We start from the raw sequence: 16,805 nt of genomic DNA on the forward strand, positions 1-16,805 counted from the left end.
TCAGATGGGGCGCGGGCGGTCCCAGAGCGCGGCAAGGCCCGCCCGGTGGGACGCGCTGAAGACGGCGCGCGGGTTGTCGATCGTGAGGCGGGCAAGGTCGGCCTCGGCGACGCCGAGCCGCCCGAGAAGGGGCAGCACGTAGGTGTGGACGTGTGCGTAGCCGTTCCCGCCATGGCGGGTCAGCATCATCTTGAGGAAGACGTCCTGCGACAGGAGGACCGACCAACCGAAGCCGGCATCAATCAGCGCCTTGATCGCCCCGCACGTGTCATAGTCGACCGGGCACTGGACGCCCTGGTCGGCGTAGAAGAAGTCCATCCCCATCATGTCGTATTCGAGGAAGGCGCCGCGCGCGGCGAGCGACATCTGGTAGTCCGCGTCGCGGAAGCTGGGGTTCATATGGCACAGGACCGTGTGGGAGAGGTCCGCCCCTTCCTCTCCCGCGATGTCGAGCACCTTGTGGCCGTGGCGGAACCAGCCGGGGAGGTGGACCATCAGCGGCAGCCCCGTGCGGGCGGACGCGCGCGCCGCGCCGCGCAGCGAGCGCGTCTCTGCCGTCGTGAAGTCGCCCGAGACGCCGATCTCGCCGACGAGCCCGATCCGCACCGGGCCGTCCTCCGTGGGCAGGCCGTCGACGGCCTCCGCCTCGATCTCCGCCGCGATCGCCTCCGCGCTCATCCCGGCGACCTCGGCCGGGTGGGAGCTTTCCAGATAGTAGCCGGACCCCATCACGATCTGGAGGCCGGTGGCGCGTGCGATGCGCGCGAGCGCGGCGGGGTTGCGGCCGATCCCGCGGCAGGTGGGGTCGACGACCGAGCGCCCGCCCACCCCGGCGAAGAGGCCGAGCTCCTCGATGGCCGCCGCCTCGTCGCGCAGGCCCAGATTGTCGCGATTGACGAAGGGGTCCTGGCGCAGGTGCCACAGGATCTCCGGCCGCACCGGCCCCTCGGCGAGGAAGGCGCGGTCCGGGCTCGTCGGCGCGTTCCACCAGCACGAGCAGTCGTTGAGGATGTGCTCGTGCATGAGCGTCACGCCGAGATCCTCCACCGGGATCGGCCCAGCCACACTCATCACCTTGCCCGAATTCACCGCGCCCATGGACCCTCTCACCCGACCCGGAGCGATTGCGCGCGCTGGAGGAGGCGCGTGTTCAGCCAGATCGCGGCGAGGATGATCGCACCGGTCACGATCTGCGTGAAGAAGGGCGAGATGTGCGACAGGATGAGCCCGTTCGAGATCACCGCGATGGTGAGCGCGCCGAGGACGGTGCCGATGATCGTGCCGCGCCCGCCGAAGAGGTTGGTGCCGCCGAGGACGACGGCGGCGATCACCTCGAGTTCGAACATCACCCCCGCATTGGAGGAGCCGCTGCCGAGGCGCGCGGCGATGATGATGCCGGCCGCCGCCGCCGCGATCCCGGTGAGGACATAGGCCGTCAGCGTCACGCGCCGCACCGCGATGCCCGCACGGCGAACCGCCTCCGCGTTCGCCCCGACGCCGGTGACATAGCGCCCGAACGTCGTGTGGCCGAGCGTGATGTATCCGGCGATCGCCACGATAAGCGCGATGATGGCGGGGAAGGGGATGCCGAAGAGCCAGCCCCGGCCGATCTCCACGAAGAAGAGGGAGGAGGCGATCGGCACCGAATAGCCTTCGGTGATGAGGAGCGCGATGCCGCGGATCGCGGAGAGGCCCGCGAGCGTCACGATGAAGGCGGGGATGCCCTCGAAGGCGATGAAGAAGCCGTTGAAGGCGCCGATGCCGGCCCCGAGGAGCAGCATCATCATGACGACGATCGGCCACGGGATGCCGGCCGCGAGCGCGATCGCGGCGAGCGCGTTCACGAGGCCGAGCGTGGAGCCGACGGACAGGTCGATCCCGCCGGTGGTGATGACGAAGGTCATCGCGACGGCGACGATGAGGATCGGCGCGGACTGGCGCAGGAGGTTGAGGAGGTTCGGGGCCGAGAGGAAGGCGTCCGTCGTCAGCCCGAAGAAGACGCAGACGATAAGGAAGAAGCTCGCGATCGAGAGGACCGGCGCGTGCGTGACGAGGAATTCCTGCGTGCGTCCGGCATTCGCCCGGCGGCCGGGCGACGTCACCGCGCTCACAGCGCCGCCCCCGCGAGCGCGGCCGCCTTGCCGCCGACGATGAGGCCGACGAGGTCTTCGAGGTCGGTCTCCTCGATCCGCCGCTCGGCGACGTTGCGCCCCTCGTACATGACCATGATGCGGTGGCAGACGCGGAAGAGGTCCTGCAGGCGGTGGGTGATGAGGATGACGCCGACCCCCGTCCCGCTGAGGCGCGTGATGAGGTCGAGCACCGCGTCCACCTCCTTCACCGCGAGCGCGCTCGTCGGCTCGTCCATGATGAGGACGCGGGGCGAGAAGGCCGCCGCGCGCGCGATCGCGATGGACTGGCGCTGGCCGCCCGACAATTTGCCGACCTCCGCGCGAAGGTTCGGCACGTTGATGTGAAGGCGCTCCAGCATCCCCTCCGCCTCGCGGATCATCGCGCGCTTGTCGAGGAAGGGGAGGCCGAGGACGCGCCGCTTCGCTTCGCGGCCGAGGAAGAGATTGCCCGCGACATCGATGGAATCGCAGAGCGAGAGGTCCTGGTAGACCATCTCGATGCCGACCGCGCGGGCGTCCGCCGGGGCGGCGAAGCGCACGGTGTCCCCGTCGACCCCTATGGTGCCGGAATCGGGGACATGAACGCCCGCGAGGATCTTCGTCAGCGTCGACTTGCCGGCCGCGTTGTCGCCGACGAGGCCGAGGACCTCGCCGGGCGCGAGCGTCAGGTCGACTCCGGCGAGCGCCTGGATCGTCCCGAAGCTCTTCGTGATCGCGCGCATCTCGACGCGGGGGGCGGCGTCCGTCACGGCCGGGGCCGCCCCGTCTTGTTCACCGTCCGCCTCACTGGAAGATCGAGCGGAAGTCGTCGACATTCTCCTTCGTGACGATGGTGACCGGGACGCTGATCACCTTCTCGACGGTGCCGCCGTCGATCAGCGTCTTGGCGCTGCGCACGGCCGTCGCGCCCATGTCGTAGGGCGACTGCTGGATGACGGCTTTCACGTAGCCCTGGTCGATCGCGTCGATCACCTGGGCGGTGAGGTCCCAGCCAAAGACCGACACGCGATCGGTCGCGCCCTGGGCCTCGACCGCCGCGACGGCGCCGACCAAGGCGGGTTCGCCGGTGGCGTAAATCGCGTCCATCGTGGGGTTCGCGGTCATGAGGTTCTCGGCCGCCGCGAGCGCGGTGTCCTGCACGTTGCGCCCGTCGACGACGCCGACCGTCTCGACGCCGCTCGCCCCTTCGATGCCCTTCTCGAAGCCTTCCTGGCGCACGTTCTGGATGAAGCTGTTCAGCGCGCCGACGATGCCGACCTTCGCGTTGCCGCCGGTCGCCTCGAGGAAATGGGCGGCCATGTCCGCGCCGGCCTTCATGTTGTCGACGCCAATCTGCGCCTTCTGCGGCCCGTCGGGCAGGATCGCGTCGACGGCGAGGACGGGGATGCCCGCGGCGTCCGCCTGCTCGACCGCCGGCATCACGCCGTTCACGTCGATCGCGACGATGATGATCGCGTCGACGCCCTGCGCGATGTAGGTCTCCATCGCGTTGTTCTGCGCGGCGGGATCGTTGTTCGCGTTGAAGATCACGAGCTCGGCGCCGACCTCGTCGGCCGCGGCCTGGGCGCCTTCGTTCATCTGGTTGAAGAACAGGGCCTGCTGGTTGATCTGGACGAGAGCGATGGTCTGCGCGGACGCAGCCGTCGACACGAGCGCCGCGGCGGTCGCGAGCGCGGCGAGAACTGATTTCAACGCCATGAAGTCACCTCCGATTGCCAATGATGACCTTGGAGACTCTACCCACAACAAGGTGCGCGAAGTGGATCGCGGGCGGGGCGCGTTGTCAAACGGTGACGAGGACTAGCGCGCTTGCGGCAGTGGTTGGATCAGCCTGTGCAAAGTGCAATCGCGCCAGACGGATGGAGCGTGTTCTAAGGCGAGAGCCAGCCGCGCCAATCCCGTTCGACCTCGGCGATGTCGGCGCGCGTGGTGAGGGCGAGGCCGCGCCGGCGCACGATGGCGAGGGCGAGGAGCTGGCACCAGAGCGCCGCCTCAAAGGCGGCGCTCAGCCGGTCGGGCGCGGCAAACCCCGCGCGCGAGACGGTGAGGCCGAGGCGGGCGAGCCCGTCGGCGAGGATCGCGGTGCGCTGGTCGGCGGCGCCGCCGTCGCCCAGCAGGATCGCGTGGTCGCCGGGGCGCATCGCGCGCGCCGCGCCGTGGGTGATCTCCTCCGCCTCGCCCGCGGAGGCGTCGAGACCGGCGAGCTGCATCGTCAGCGCGCCATAGGAGGCCGAGCCGAGGGCGGGCCCGTTGCCGAGGAAGTGGAAGCGCGAGCCTGTCGAGATCGCCTCGACGACCGCGCTCGCCTGGGTCGCGAGCGGGGCGAAGGCGGCGTCCAGCCGGTCGATCGCGCGCCGGCAGAGGTCCCGCCCGGTGCCACCGAGGAGCGCGAGCGCGAGGAGGGCCATCGTGTGGTCGAGCGTCGGCGGTGTGCCGCGATGGAGGAGGGGGACGGGGAGGAGCAGCGTCTGCTCCGCGCCGCGCGCGAGGGCCGCCTCGGGATCGACCGTCACCGCGATCGTGCGGGCGCGGCGGCTGCGGGCGCGCACCATCGCCTCCACCGTGCGCGGCGTGTTGCCGGAGAGCGAGAGGAGGACCGCCGTGTCGCCCGGCTCCGGCGGGCTCTGCCACAGGAGCTCGGCGGCCGACAGCGCGCGCACGTCGAACCCGTGCTCCCGGAAGAGGCCCGCCACCGTGCGCACGGCGGCGAAGGACTGGCCCGCGCCCGCGATCCAGACGGGGCGCTTCGGGTCGAGCGCGAGGATCGCGGCGGCCTCGGCGAGCGGGACGAGCGCGGCGGAGAGCGCCTTCGGCTGGGCGCTGATCTCGCGGGCCATCATCTGCAGGCCGTCGGTGTCGTGGTTCATTCGGGGCCGCCTCTTCCCACCGCCGAGGCGGTTCCGCCGGGCTTGCGCGCCCGCCTGTTTGGCGACAGCAAATCATAGGTCTCCCGTCGCGCGCCAGGGTCGCTGGCGGCGCACCCTTCAACCCCAGCCTGCGCGCGGGGTTCCTCCTTCAGCGCGTCAGGCGCCGTGCAGGTTTATATCGTTTCAAACGCCGCCCAGTCCGGCACTGCGAGCGTCCGGATGGCGCCGAGCGTGCCGGGGCGGGTGACGACCAAGGCGGCCTGGGCGACGGCGGCGGCGGCGGCATTCGGGAGGGCGAGGCCGGCGGCGAGGCCCGCCGCGAGCGTCCCGACGAAGGCGTCGCCGGCGCCGGCCGTGTCGAGCGCCGAGACGGCGGGGGCGGCGATTGCGATGCGGGCCGTCCCGTCGAAGATGCGCGCGCCTTCCGCGCCGAGCGTCACGACGAGGCGGGCTGCGTGCGCCGGCCGGGTCGACGGGACCGCGCCGAAGATCGCCTCGGCCTCGCCTTTGTTGACGACGAGGAGGTCGGCGAGGGGGAGGAGATCGGCCGCGCCCGGCGGGCAGGGGGCGGGGTTCCACAGCGTGAGGAGACCGCGCGCCCGCGCCGCCGCGAGGCCCGCCCGCGTCGCCTCCAGCGAGAGGTTGCCCTGCATGAGGAGGATGTCGCCCGCCGCGCTCCGCGTGAGCGCATCGACCACCTCGGCGGCGGTGACGGAGCGCGCGCAGGCGGCGGTGCTGACGATCGCGTTCTCGCCGGCGGCGTCGAGGAGGATCACCGACTCGTCGCTCGCCCGGCCGTGGCGGGTCCAAAGGTGGGCTTCGATGTGAGGTTCGGCCGCGAGCGCGGCGCGGATCGCCTCGGCGACCGCGTCGTCGCCGACGGCGGCGAAGAACGCGACCCGGCCGCCGGCCCGCGCGGCGGCGACGGCCTGGTTGAGGCCCTTGCCGCCGCAGTCGTTCATCGTGGCGTCGGCGAGGCGCGTCTCGCCGGGCAGAGGCAGGCGGTCGAGGCGGTAGGTGACGTCACGCGTCGCGTTGCCGATCACGACGATCGTTGCGCCGGGTCCCGTCACCGCCATGTCCCCTCCGGTCAGCCCGCGACCATCACTTCGCCGAACAGGCGGTTCTGGACGCTGCGCGGCTTCGTCGCCTCGATCGCGTCCGCCGCCATGAAGGAGGTCTTCCCGCCTTCAAGCTCGGACGGCAGCACCATCACACGGACGAAGGCCGCGTTCGAGCCGCCGATATTGGTGCCGATCACCATGTCGGTCCCGGTCTCGAACCAGGCTGTGCCGGGGTCGATCCGCTCCACACTGTCGCCGATCTCGCCGCGGATGCGCCCGAAGATCAGCCGCCGGATGCCGGGGCCGCGATGGCCGTGGCGCGGGGTGGCGGCGCCGGCCTGCGATTCGATCCGGTCCGCCCGCACGAGATAAGGCCCGTCGAAGGCGGGGCGCAGCAGCTCGGAGCGGACGATGTCCGCGCCCTCGACGAAGGGCGCGTCCGGTGCGTCGACGCCGTAGATCCAGGCCGCGCCGTCGCCGGTGATGCGCGCGCCGAGCGGGGCGAAGACGCCCTCGTCCGCGCCCAGCGTGATCGGCTCGCCGGTGCCTTCGAGAACGATCGTCCCGGAGAGCGCGTAGACGAAGAGGGTGCCGGAGGCGGGGAGCGTCACGCCCGGCGCCGCGTCATAGACGGTGAGGCGGAATTTCGCCGGGATGGCGGATTGGGTGCTGGTCACGCGTCGGTCCCTTCGATGCCCGCATGGCCGAGGATCGTGCGCACGGTCAGGCTGTCGGTCTCGAGATATTCGTCGAGGATGTTGAAGTGGTTGAAGGCGGGCAGGACATGCACCGCCGGCACGAAGCCGCTGCGGTGGAGGTGGTGGGAGTAGCGATAGGTCTGGTCAATCCACTGCCACGGCTCCAGCCCGCCGACGATGAGGCTGACTGGGCAGGAGAGGGTGGGGGGCCGCGTCTCGACATTGCGCCGCGCGATGAGCGCCTCGGTGAGGTCGAGCTGGGCGTTCACGGTGGTGAAGGCGGCGGGCGCGGGATCGAAGATGCCGCTGATCAGCGTCGCGCCCTGGAGTTCGGGCACCACACCCTCGTTCGACCAGTCGTGCGCGAGGATCTCGGCGCCGAGATGGGCGCCGGCGGAGTGGCCCGAGATGCTGATGCGGGACGGATCGCCGCCATATTCGCCGATGCGCAGCGACGTGAAGGCCATCGCGGCGAGCGCGGATTCGGCGACGGCGTCGAGGCTCGAGGCGGGGCAGAGCTCGTAGTTGGCGATCACGGTCGTGATGCCGAGCGGGACGAGGGTGCCGGCGATGAAGGCGAAGTTCGCCTTGTCTTGCGCGCGCCAATAGCCGCCGTGGAAGAAGATGTGCACCGGAGAGGGGCCGGAGCCGGCCGCCGGATAGATGTCGACCGCGCGCAGCGCGTGATCGCCGTAGGAAATATCCGCGTGGCGCGTCAGCGTTTCGAGCGCGGCCTGGTTCGCGGGGGCGCGGCGCTGGCGATAGACTTCATAGTCCGGAAAAGCATTTTGCGGATTGTACTGGAACTCGTGCTCCTCTGGCGTCAGACTGGTCCAAATCGGCGGACTCGCGGACATGTGAGCTTCTCCTATTATGCGCGAATTGGGCGCGAATTGGCGGCGGGTTCCAGACCCGAGCGGATGCAAACTAGCCGTGATTTTGTTGCGTTGATAGCCATCTGCACTTGCACAGTCGGGGCGGAAATGGTTCAGGTATGGACCGACATTGAGATGTTATTGGGCGCGAACGGCGAACTCCCGGGCGTGCGTCATGGGAGATCCGGTTGAAGATCACCGCGGTCAAGTTCATCGCCCTCAACGCTCCCCTGGCGGACGGCAAAGCCTACGGGATGTCGAAGTCGCTCGCCTCGGGCCGCCAGTCAACGCTGGTCCGCCTGACGCTCGCCGACGGCACGATCGGCTGGGGCGAGGCGTGGGGGATGCCGCCGGTCAACCTCGCCTATGAGGGCTTCCTGTCCGGCTACATCGTCGGCACCGACGTGTTCGACATCGAGCACACGTTCGGCCGCATCCTCGCCCGTCACTATCATTTCGGCGTCCAGAACCAGATGATGGCGGCGATCTCCGGGATCGACATCGCGGCAAAGGATGCGGCGGGCAAGCTCGTCGGCCTGCCGGTCTCGCGCCTCATCGGCGGCAAGCGCGTCGACACCGTCTCCTACTACGCCTCGGGCGGCTACCTCACCGAGACGCCGACGCCCGACTTCGCCCCCCAGATCGAGGCGATGGCGAAGGCGGGCTATCCGGCGGTGAAGATCAAGATCGGCGTCTCGCCCGACAGCGATGTCGAGCGCGTCTCCACCGCGCGTGAGATCCTCGGCCCCGATGTCGAGATCCTCGTCGATATCAACACCAACTACACCTACGACATCGCGCTGGAATCGATCGCGCGCCTGGAGCCCTTCCGTGTCGGCTGGGTCGAGGAGCCGCTCGCGCCGCAGGACGTTGCCGGCCTCGCGCGGCTGCGCGAGCGGGTGGGCGTGCCGCTCGCGACCGGCGAGGCGCTCTACACCGTGTTTGACTTCAAGCGCCTCACTGACGCCGGCGCGGCCGATGTCCTCCAGCCGGACCTCACCCTTTGCGGCGGCTTCTGGCAGGGGCGAAAGATCGCCGAGCTTGCGCTCGCGAGCCACGTCCGCCTCAGCCCGCACGTGTGGGGCGGGGCGATCGGCCTCGCGGCGGCGCTCCAGTTCATCGCCTCGCTGCCGGTCTATCCGCACTCCGACAACATCCCGAAGCCGATCCTCCTCGAATATGATCTCGGCCAGAACCCGCTGCGCAGCGACATCTTGACGGCGCCGCTCGTGCCGGACGGGCCGGTGATGCATGTGCCGGAGGGGCCGGGCCTCGGGGTGGAGGTCGATCTTGACGCGGTCGAGCGCTATGCCGTCGCCTGACCTCCAGACAGGTTCGAGCCTTGCCCCCGGAACGGTGCTCGCGATCCGGGACCTGAAGACGCACTTCTTCACCGACGCCGGCATCGTGAAGGCCGTCAACGGGGTGACGCTCAGCATCAAGGAAGGCGAGACGCTGGCGATCGTCGGCGAGTCGGGGTCGGGCAAGTCCGTCACCGGGCTCACCGTGATGCGCCTTCTCGCTCGCACCAGCGCGCGCGTCGTCGGCGGGTCCATCACCTTCCGCGACCGCGAGGGCGCGGAGATCGACCTCCTGGAGGTGCCGGAAGACGCCATGCAGCGCATGCGCGGGCGCGACATCGCGATGATCTTCCAGGACCCGATGTCGAGCCTCAACCCGATGTTCACCGTCGGCGAGCAGATCGCCGAGCCGATCCGCATCCACAAGGGCCACAACCGGCGCACCGCACGCCAGGAGGCGCTGGCGCTCCTGCGCGAGGTCGGCATCTCCGACCCCGAGCGGCGGATCGATGCCTACCCCCACCAGCTTTCCGGCGGGATGCGGCAGCGTGTGATGATCGCGGTGGCGCTCGCCTGCGAGCCGCGCCTCCTCATCGCCGACGAGCCGACCACCGCGCTCGACGTCACGATCCAGGCCCAGATCATCGCGCTCCTGAAGAGCCTTCAGGCGCGGCACAAGATGGCGATGATCTTCGTCACCCACGACCTCAAGCTCGTCGGCGAGATCGCCGACCGGGTGGCAGTGATGTATGCGAGCCAGGTGGTGGAGGAGGGGCCGGTCGACGCGGTGCTCTCGCGCCCACGCCACCCCTACACGAAGGCGCTGATGGACTGCATCCCGCGCCGCGACTATGGCGCGTCCGGCCCGCAGGTGCTTAAACCCATTCCGGGCCTCCTGCCCAATCCGCTGTCGCCGCCGCTCGCCTGCCGCTTCCACGAGCGCTGCCACTATGCCGAGCCGCGATGCGGCGAGATCGAGCCGGCGCTGGAAGCCGTCGCGCCCGGCCACGACGTGCGGTGCCTGCGCTGGCGGGAGATCGCGCTGTGAGCGCCGCCGGGACCGCCACGGCCGCCCCGTCCGCGCGCCCCCTCGTCGAGGCGCACGGCATCACCAAGCATTTCGGCGCGGGGAGCGGCTTCCTCGCGCGCCGCAGGCGGCCGGTGCGCGCGGTGGAAGGGGTGGACCTCTCGCTCGCCGCCGGCGAGGTGCTCGGCGTCGTCGGCGAGTCGGGCTCGGGCAAATCCACCCTCGGCCGCCTGGTCCTGCGTCTGATCGATGCGACGGACGGGCGCGTCACCTTCGACGGGACGGACCTTTCCACTCTGCCGCCCGGCGAGCTGCGCGCCTTCCGCCGCCACATGCAGATGATCTTCCAGGACCCGTTCGCGAGCCTCAACGCGCGCATGACGGTCCGCGAGGCGCTCGTGGAATCGATTCACCTCCATCGCGGCCTCTCCGGCCGCGCGGCGACCGCCGTCGCCGAGAAGCTGATGGAGCAGGTCGGCCTTACCGCCGAGCAGATGAAGCGCTATCCGCGCGCCTTCTCCGGCGGCCAGCGTCAGCGCGTGGCGATCGCCCGCGCGCTTGCCTCAGAGCCGCGCTTCATCGTCGCCGACGAGCCGGTCTCCGCGCTCGACGTGTCGGTCCAGGCGGAGGTGGTGAACCTCCTCCAGCGCCTCCAGCGCGAGCTCGGCCTGTCGCTGATGTTCATCAGCCACGACCTCTCGGTGGTCGAGATCATCTCCGACCGCGTCATGGTCCTCTATCTCGGCCGCGTCATGGAGATCGCGCCGACCGAGCGGCTCTATCGCAGCCCCGCCCACCCCTATACGGCGGCGCTCCTGCAGGCGGTGCCGGGGGCGAGCGCGCCCGAGGACCGGCTGATCCTGAAGGGCGAGATCCCGTCTCCGGCGAACCCGCCATCGGGGTGCGTCTTCCGCACCCGCTGCCCGTTCGCGCTGCCGGCGTGCGCGGAGGAGGTGCCGGTCCTGCGCGAGGTCGCGCCCGGCCAGAAGAAGGCGTGCATCCGCGATGACCTCTCCCTCTGATCCGGCGCCCCTTCCGGGCCGCGTCCTCGTGATCGGCGGGCGCGGCTTCGTCGGCTCGCACATCGTGCGCGCGCTGGTCGAAGCGGGCGTCGAGACCACCGTGTTCGGCCCGCCGATGGACGACGACCTCCTCGCCGACATCGCCGGGCGCTTCGCCGAGACCGTCGGCTCGGTGGAGGACCGCGACGCCCTTGCCGCGACGCTGGCCGCAAGCCGCGCCGAGGCGGTCGTCACGACGGCGGCCTACAGCGCCGGCCGCCAGGGGCTCATGAAGTCGGGCGACGCGGAGAGCGACCGCGCCCTCGCCGTCAACGTCCACGGGTTGCGCAACGTCTTCGAGGCGGCGCGCGCGGCGGGCGTCGGGCGCATTGTGTGGACCGATTCCACCGTCGTCTACGGCCCCGCCTCGCTCTATGGGGAGGGGCGGGTCGACGAGGCGGCGGAACGCGCGCCGGTCACCTTCTACGGCCTCACCAAGGTCCTCGGCGAGGACGTCGCGCGCTACTATCGCGACCGCCACGGCCTCGCGATCACGGGCCTGCGCCTGCCGCTCGTCCTCGGGGAAGGGCTCTGGTATTCGGGCGCCGCGAGCGCGATCGCCGGCATCATCGCCGCGGCGTCGCCCGCCGCCCGGCACACCGTCGCCTTCCACGACGACCCGATGGACCTCATGCACGTCGCCGACGTCGCGGAGGCGATCCTCACCGCGCTCCGTCCCGGCCGCGCGCCCGGCGCCGTCTACAACATCAACGGCTTCACCGCCGCGCTTTCCGACGTGATCCGCACCGTCGAGGCGCGCGTCCCCGGCTACCGCGTGACGCACGAGCGTCAGCCGGCGGCACTCTCATTCCCGCTCATCGACGATGGCCGCTTCCGCCGCGAGGCCGGCTTCGCGCCGCGCCACGCGCTCGCCGACATCGTCGAATCCATGCTCGTTCCAGAGGAGGTCCCATGATCGAAGCGCGCCTGAAGGAGCTGGGCATCGAATTGCCCGACGCGGCGAGCCCGTCCTTCAACTATGTGCCGGTCACCGTGTATCGCGGCGTCGCCTATGTCAGCGGCCAGCTGCCGAAGGTCGACGGCGACATCCGCGTCTTCGGCAAGGTCGGGGCCGAGGTCGACCTTGCGACCGCGCAGGGCGAGGCGCGGATCTGCATCATCCAGGGCCTCGCCTGCCTCAAGGACGCGCTCGGCTCGCTCGACCGCATCGAGCGCATCCTGAAGGTGAACGGCTATGTCGCGTCCGCACCGGGTTTCAACGCGCAGCCCAAGGTGATCGACGCGGCATCGGAGCTTCTCGTGGAGGTGTTCGGCGAGGCGGGGCGTCATGCCCGCGCCGCCGTCGGGGTCGCGGAATTGCCGCGCAACACCCCCGTCGAGATCGAGATGACGGTCGCCGTTCGCGACTGAGACGGCGGGCGCCCGGTGCGTGGCGCCGGGGTCGGGTAGAAGGCTGCCCCGACCCCGGACGACCTTCCGGCGCCCCTATCGGTGGGCAGCACAGAGAGGGAAGTAGAGACGAGATGAGCAGACACATTCTCAAGCGCGCCTTCGTCGGTGCGCTCCTGTGCGCGACGGCGTTCGTCGCGCCGGCGGCCTTCGCCGAGGACGCCTACGGCCCCATTCCCGAGAACCCGACGATGGGCGGGTCGCTCAACATGGGTCTCCTCGTCGAGCCGCCCGGCCTCGACCCGTTCCATCAGGCGGCCGAGGCGCGCATCCGCCTCACCGTCCTCATCTATCAGGGCCTCTTCTATGAGGGCGCCGAGGGCGAGGCGGTGCCGCTTCTCGCCGAGAGCTACGAGGTCTCGGACGACGGCCTCGAATACACGGTGAAGCTGCGCGACGGCGTGGTCTTCCACACCGGCGAGCCGATGACCGCCGAGGACGTCGCCTACAGCTACAACTACATCCGTGACGCGGCGAACGGCTCGCCGGGCGCGGGCGACTTCTCGGTCATCTCCGCGATCGACATCATCGACCCGCTGACGGTGAAATTCACCCTCTCCGCGCCGAACGCCTCGCTGCCGATGACGCTCGGCAACAAGTACGGCGCCGTGGTGCCGGCGGGCTATTTCGACGATCCGAACGCCAAGACGCGGATGAATTCCGAGAGCGTCGGCACCGGCCCGTTCAAGCTCGTCGAGTTCAACCCGAACTCCAACATGCTCCTCGAAAAGAACGAGGACTATTGGGAGGAGGGGGCGCCCTATCTCGACGAGATCAACTTCTCCTTCCTTCCGAACAGCGCCTCGATGCTCGTCGCGCTGCGCAACAACCGCATCGACCTCGTGAAGCTCGAGCGGCCGCAGGACGTGCAGCAGGTCTCCGAGGTCGAGGGGCTCGAGATCGAGCGCTGGGCCTCGCTGAACCAGAAGCCGATCGACCTCGGCAACGAGCTGAAGCCGCTCGACGATGTGCGCGTGCGCCAGGCGATCGCGCTCGCGGTCGACAAGGAGGAGATGAAGAACGCCTCCGTCGGCGAATATGGCGAGGTGATCGCCACGATGCCGGCCGGCATGGCCGACGCCTGGGGCGTCCCGGCGGCGGATCTGCCGTTCATGTCGCGCGACCTGGAGAAGGCGAAGGCGCTGCTTGCCGAAGCCGGCCTCGCGGACGGGTTCGACCTCACCCTCACCACCATCAACGGCTATGACTGGATGGATCCGGCGGCGGTGACGCTGAAGGAGCAGCTCGCCGAAATCGGCATCAACCTCAACATCCAGCGGGTCGATCTCGGCGTGTGGATCGAGAACTTCCGCGGCAAGAAGATGGGCTTCACCTTCAACGACTGGGCCTCCCAGCCGGACCCGAACCTCCTCTTCTATCGCCACTTCCACAAGGCGCCGGAAGGGGCGGACTTCCGCAACTGGAACAATGACGAGGCGAGCGCGCTCCTCGACGAGGGCCGCGCCGAGAGCGATCCGGCCAAGCGCAAGGAGATCTACGCCAAGTTCCAGCAGGTGCTCGCCGAGACGGTGCCGACCATCATGCTCTTCTCGGCCGACCACGTGACGGTGAAGAGCGACAAGGTGAAGAACTTCACCCAGCATCCGACCGGTTGGTATTTCGGCCTCGCCCGCACCTACATCGACGAGTGAGCGTCGAGCGACACTGACCCGGACGGGCCCTCGCGGCCCGTCCCCTTCCGACGAACGAGGCAGGCTGACGCGCCATGGGTTTCTATCTCGCAAAGCGACTTGGCGCGTCGATCCTGACGGCGCTCCTCGCAAGCATCCTCGTCTTCCTCCTGGTGCGCATGGTGCCGGGCGACGTCGTCGCGCAGATGATGGGCCAGGCGGGTGGGGAGGCGGCCGAGTCCTCGATGCGCCAATTCTTCGGCCTCGATCAGCCGATCTACGTCCAATATTTCGTCTGGATCACGAGCGTCCTGCAGGGCGATCTCGGCACCAGCTGGGTGCGCGGGATGCCCGTCTCCGACATGGTGGGCAAGGCCTTCATGGTGACGCTGGAGATCGGCATCGTGACCCTCGTGGTGGCGACGCTCATCGGCGTCCCGCTCGGCGTCATCTCCGCGATCTATGAGGGGCGCACGCTCGACACCCTGATCCAGGGCTTCAACCTCATCGGCCTTGCCGCACCCGTCTTCTGGGTCGGTCTGATGCTGCTCGTCGGCGTGTCGAGCACGCTCTCCTGGTCGCCGCCGCTGCGCTTCGTGCCGCCGTCCCGCTCGCTTGCCGACAACATCTCGATCCTGATCCTGCCGGTCGCGAGCCTCGCCCTCCTCCAGGCCGCCGCCTACAGCCAGTTCGTGCGCCAGAATGTCGTGTCGGCGATGCACCAGGAATATGTGCGCACGGCCGTCGCGAAGGGCGTGCCGGTGCGGCTCATCTTCTTCAAGCACATCCTGCGCAACGTCCTCGTGCCGATCGTGACCTTCATGGGGTTGATCCTCATCCAGATCCTCGGCGGGGTCGTGATCATCGAGTCGCTCTTCTCCCTGCCGGGGCTCGGGCGCCTCCTCCTCAGCGCGATCGAGACGCGGGACTATCCCGTCGTCCAGGGCGCGCTCCTCCTCGTCGTCGTCGCGGCGATGGTGGTCAATCTCGTGGTCGATCTCGCCTATCTGCTGATCGATCCGCGGCTCCGGTCGGCGTGAGGGACGGGTGATGAGCAACGCAGCAGCACGTCCCGCCGGCCGCCGCACCCTGCCGCGCTTCCTGCGCGAGCCCGATCTCGTGATCGGCGGCATCCTCATCCTCTTCCTCGCGGTCGTCGCCCTCTTCCCGTGGCTCTTCACGAGCGCCTCGCCGAACGCGATCTCCGTCCCCGACGCGCTCCAGGCCCCCTCGGCGGCCCACTGGTTCGGGACCGACGATGTCGGGCGCGACCTCTATGCCCGCGTCGTCTACGGCACGCGCGTGACGCTCTCGATCTGCGCCGGCTCGTTGATGATCTCGGCGCTGATCGGCGGCCTCCTCGGCCTCGTCTCGGGCTTCTTCGGGGGCTGGCTCGACCAGATTCTCGGCCGCCTGATCGACGTGATGCTGAGCTTCCCGCCCATCATCCTCGGCGTGATCATCACCGGCGTCCTCGGCCCGGCGACGCAGAACCTCATCCTGGCGCTGTCGATCGTGTACCTGCCGGTCTTCTTCCGGATCGCGCGCGCGGGCGCGATGTCGGAGGTGGGGCGGACCTATGTGGAGGCGGCGCGGAGCGTGGGCCTATCGGACGCGGTGATCCTGCGCCGGCACGTGACGCGCAACGTCACCCCGCTGATCCTCACCCAGTACATGATCCTCTTCCCGCTGATCCTGCAGATCCAGGCAGCGCTCGGCTTCCTCGGCCTCGGCGTGCAGCCGCCGACGCCCGACTGGGGCGCGATCCTGGAGCAGGGGAAGGACTACATCCTCTACGCGCCGTGGATGTCGATCTTCCCCGGTGTGGCGGTGCTGGTGACGGCGCTCGCGCTGCTCCTCGTCGGGCGCGGCCTGCAGCGCGGTCTCGACAAGCGGTGAGGGCGGCTCAGCCCGCGCTCGCCGCGGCGAGGGTGCGCACCAGATAGGCGCGGATGGCGGTGCGCGCGGCGTCCACGTCGCGCGCCTTCAGCGCGTCGACGATCTCGCAATTCTCAAGATACGCGGCCTCGCGCACGGCCGACAGGAGCGGCTGGCGCGTGCCGTGACGCCCCCAGCCCGCGCGGCGGCGCGAGGCGAGGATCTGCTCGAAGATCGAGACGATGAAGCGGTTGTGCGAGGCGTGGGCGAGCGCGAGGTGGAGGCCGTATTTCGCCTCCTTGAAGGCGGTCCAGTCCTGCGCGACGCGCATGGCCTCCAGGCACTCGCCCATGGCCTTCAGGTCGCGCGGCGTCGCCCGCTCGATCACGAGGTCGGGCAGGCTCGGCTCGAAGAGGAGGCGGGCCTCCAGAAGCTCGGCGAGGGTGTATTCCTGCTCCGGCTCCTCCACCTCGTGGAGGGCGGCGACGAAGGTGCCGCGCCCGACATGGCGCACGACGAGCCCCTCGTTCGCGAGGCGATGCATGGTCTTGCGCACGGTGCTGCGCGTCGCGTGGAAGCGGGTCGCAAGGTCCCGTTCCGTCGGCAGCCGGCTTCCCGGCGGGAAGGCGCCGTTCACGATCGCCTCGCGCACCTCGCCATAGATCGTCCGGCTGTCGATCGCGGCTTTGGCGCGGACCCCGTGGCCCGGAGGTGTCACATTCAGCATGGGCGATATTGGTTTCGATATGCGCGACAATTGGGCGACCGCTCGCCCGTCCGCCAAGTGTAGCACACCTATAGGTGAGAGGAAGAACGCATAAATACTCGCCCAGCGTGCCGCGGAGAGACCAGCCGTGCCGC

Annotated in this window: 17 protein-coding genes; 8 read left to right on the forward strand and 9 right to left on the reverse strand. The window is 69.7% G+C overall.

All coding sequences use genetic code 11. The annotated features are described in order from the left end of the window. The 8 genes from DBV35_RS02750 to DBV35_RS02785 form a co-directional block, all read right to left on the reverse strand. Positions 1–1,098: a phosphotriesterase family protein gene (locus tag DBV35_RS02750; protein WP_205648440.1), complete on the reverse strand. Its 1,098-nt coding sequence runs from the start codon at positions 1,096–1,098 to the stop codon at positions 1–3. 8 nt (positions 1,099–1,106) lie between these two features. Continuing rightward, the gene (locus tag DBV35_RS02755) at positions 1,107–2,102 is read right to left on the reverse strand and encodes an ABC transporter permease (protein WP_205648602.1); all 996 of its coding nucleotides are present in this window, start codon (positions 2,100–2,102) and stop codon (positions 1,107–1,109) included. Positions 2,103–2,107: 5 nt separating this feature from the next. Next, positions 2,108–2,854, reverse strand: a complete 747-nt coding sequence (locus tag DBV35_RS02760; RefSeq protein ID WP_245943918.1) for an ATP-binding cassette domain-containing protein — start codon at positions 2,852–2,854, stop codon at positions 2,108–2,110. A gap of 61 nt (positions 2,855–2,915) precedes the next feature. Continuing rightward, positions 2,916–3,830, reverse strand: coding sequence for a substrate-binding domain-containing protein (locus DBV35_RS02765; RefSeq protein ID WP_108658712.1), 915 nt, complete (start codon positions 3,828–3,830; stop codon positions 2,916–2,918). Positions 3,831–4,003: 173 nt separating this feature from the next. Further along, positions 4,004–4,999 (reverse strand): SIS domain-containing protein, encoded by a 996-nt coding sequence (locus DBV35_RS02770; RefSeq protein ID WP_108658713.1) that lies wholly within the window; start codon positions 4,997–4,999, stop codon positions 4,004–4,006. 173 nt (positions 5,000–5,172) lie between these two features. Next, on the reverse strand, positions 5,173–6,078 hold the full coding sequence (locus tag DBV35_RS02775) for a PfkB family carbohydrate kinase (protein ID WP_108658714.1): 906 nt from the start codon (positions 6,076–6,078) through the stop codon (positions 5,173–5,175). Positions 6,079–6,089: 11 nt separating this feature from the next. Further along, positions 6,090–6,740 carry a cupin domain-containing protein gene (locus DBV35_RS02780; protein WP_108658715.1) on the reverse strand — a complete coding sequence of 217 codons (651 nt, stop codon included), beginning with the start codon at positions 6,738–6,740 and terminating at the stop codon, positions 6,090–6,092. Beyond that, positions 6,737–7,618 (reverse strand): alpha/beta hydrolase, encoded by an 882-nt coding sequence (locus DBV35_RS02785; RefSeq protein ID WP_108658716.1) that lies wholly within the window; start codon positions 7,616–7,618, stop codon positions 6,737–6,739. Before DBV35_RS02785 ends, DBV35_RS02780 begins: the two co-directional genes overlap by 4 nt. A gap of 206 nt (positions 7,619–7,824) precedes the next feature. Here DBV35_RS02785 and DBV35_RS02790 point away from each other — a divergent pair, with 206 nt between their 5' ends. From DBV35_RS02790 to DBV35_RS02825, 8 genes are all read left to right on the forward strand, one after another. Further along, the gene (locus DBV35_RS02790) at positions 7,825–8,958 is read left to right on the forward strand and encodes a mandelate racemase/muconate lactonizing enzyme family protein (RefSeq protein ID WP_108658717.1); all 1,134 of its coding nucleotides are present in this window, start codon (positions 7,825–7,827) and stop codon (positions 8,956–8,958) included. Continuing rightward, positions 8,945–9,985, forward strand: a complete 1,041-nt coding sequence (locus DBV35_RS02795) for an ABC transporter ATP-binding protein (RefSeq protein WP_108658718.1) — start codon at positions 8,945–8,947, stop codon at positions 9,983–9,985. The genes DBV35_RS02790 and DBV35_RS02795 overlap by 14 nt, the downstream gene beginning before the upstream one ends. Beyond that, complete coding sequence (locus DBV35_RS02800; RefSeq protein ID WP_245943818.1) at positions 9,982–10,986, forward strand: ABC transporter ATP-binding protein; 1,005 nt, start codon at positions 9,982–9,984, stop codon at positions 10,984–10,986. Before DBV35_RS02795 ends, DBV35_RS02800 begins: the two co-directional genes overlap by 4 nt. Further along, positions 10,970–11,941 (forward strand): NAD-dependent epimerase/dehydratase family protein, encoded by a 972-nt coding sequence (locus DBV35_RS02805; protein ID WP_108658720.1) that lies wholly within the window; start codon positions 10,970–10,972, stop codon positions 11,939–11,941. Before DBV35_RS02800 ends, DBV35_RS02805 begins: the two co-directional genes overlap by 17 nt. Continuing rightward, entirely contained in the window at positions 11,938–12,396 is a 459-nt protein-coding gene (locus tag DBV35_RS02810) for a RidA family protein (RefSeq protein WP_108658721.1), read from the forward strand. The genes DBV35_RS02805 and DBV35_RS02810 overlap by 4 nt, the downstream gene beginning before the upstream one ends. A gap of 113 nt (positions 12,397–12,509) precedes the next feature. Beyond that, positions 12,510–14,087 (forward strand): ABC transporter substrate-binding protein, encoded by a 1,578-nt coding sequence (locus tag DBV35_RS02815; protein WP_108658722.1) that lies wholly within the window; start codon positions 12,510–12,512, stop codon positions 14,085–14,087. Between the two features lie 74 nt (positions 14,088–14,161). Then, positions 14,162–15,106: an ABC transporter permease gene (locus DBV35_RS02820; RefSeq protein ID WP_108658723.1), complete on the forward strand. Its 945-nt coding sequence runs from the start codon at positions 14,162–14,164 to the stop codon at positions 15,104–15,106. A gap of 10 nt (positions 15,107–15,116) precedes the next feature. Further along, on the forward strand, positions 15,117–15,965 hold the full coding sequence (locus DBV35_RS02825) for an ABC transporter permease (protein WP_108658724.1): 849 nt from the start codon (positions 15,117–15,119) through the stop codon (positions 15,963–15,965). Between the two features lie 7 nt (positions 15,966–15,972). Here DBV35_RS02825 and DBV35_RS02830 read toward each other — a convergent pair whose 3' ends face one another. Continuing rightward, positions 15,973–16,671 (reverse strand): FadR/GntR family transcriptional regulator, encoded by a 699-nt coding sequence (locus DBV35_RS02830; RefSeq protein WP_108658725.1) that lies wholly within the window; start codon positions 16,669–16,671, stop codon positions 15,973–15,975. Positions 16,672–16,805 lie beyond the last annotated feature (134 nt).

Source organism: Acuticoccus kandeliae (assembly GCF_003073115.1).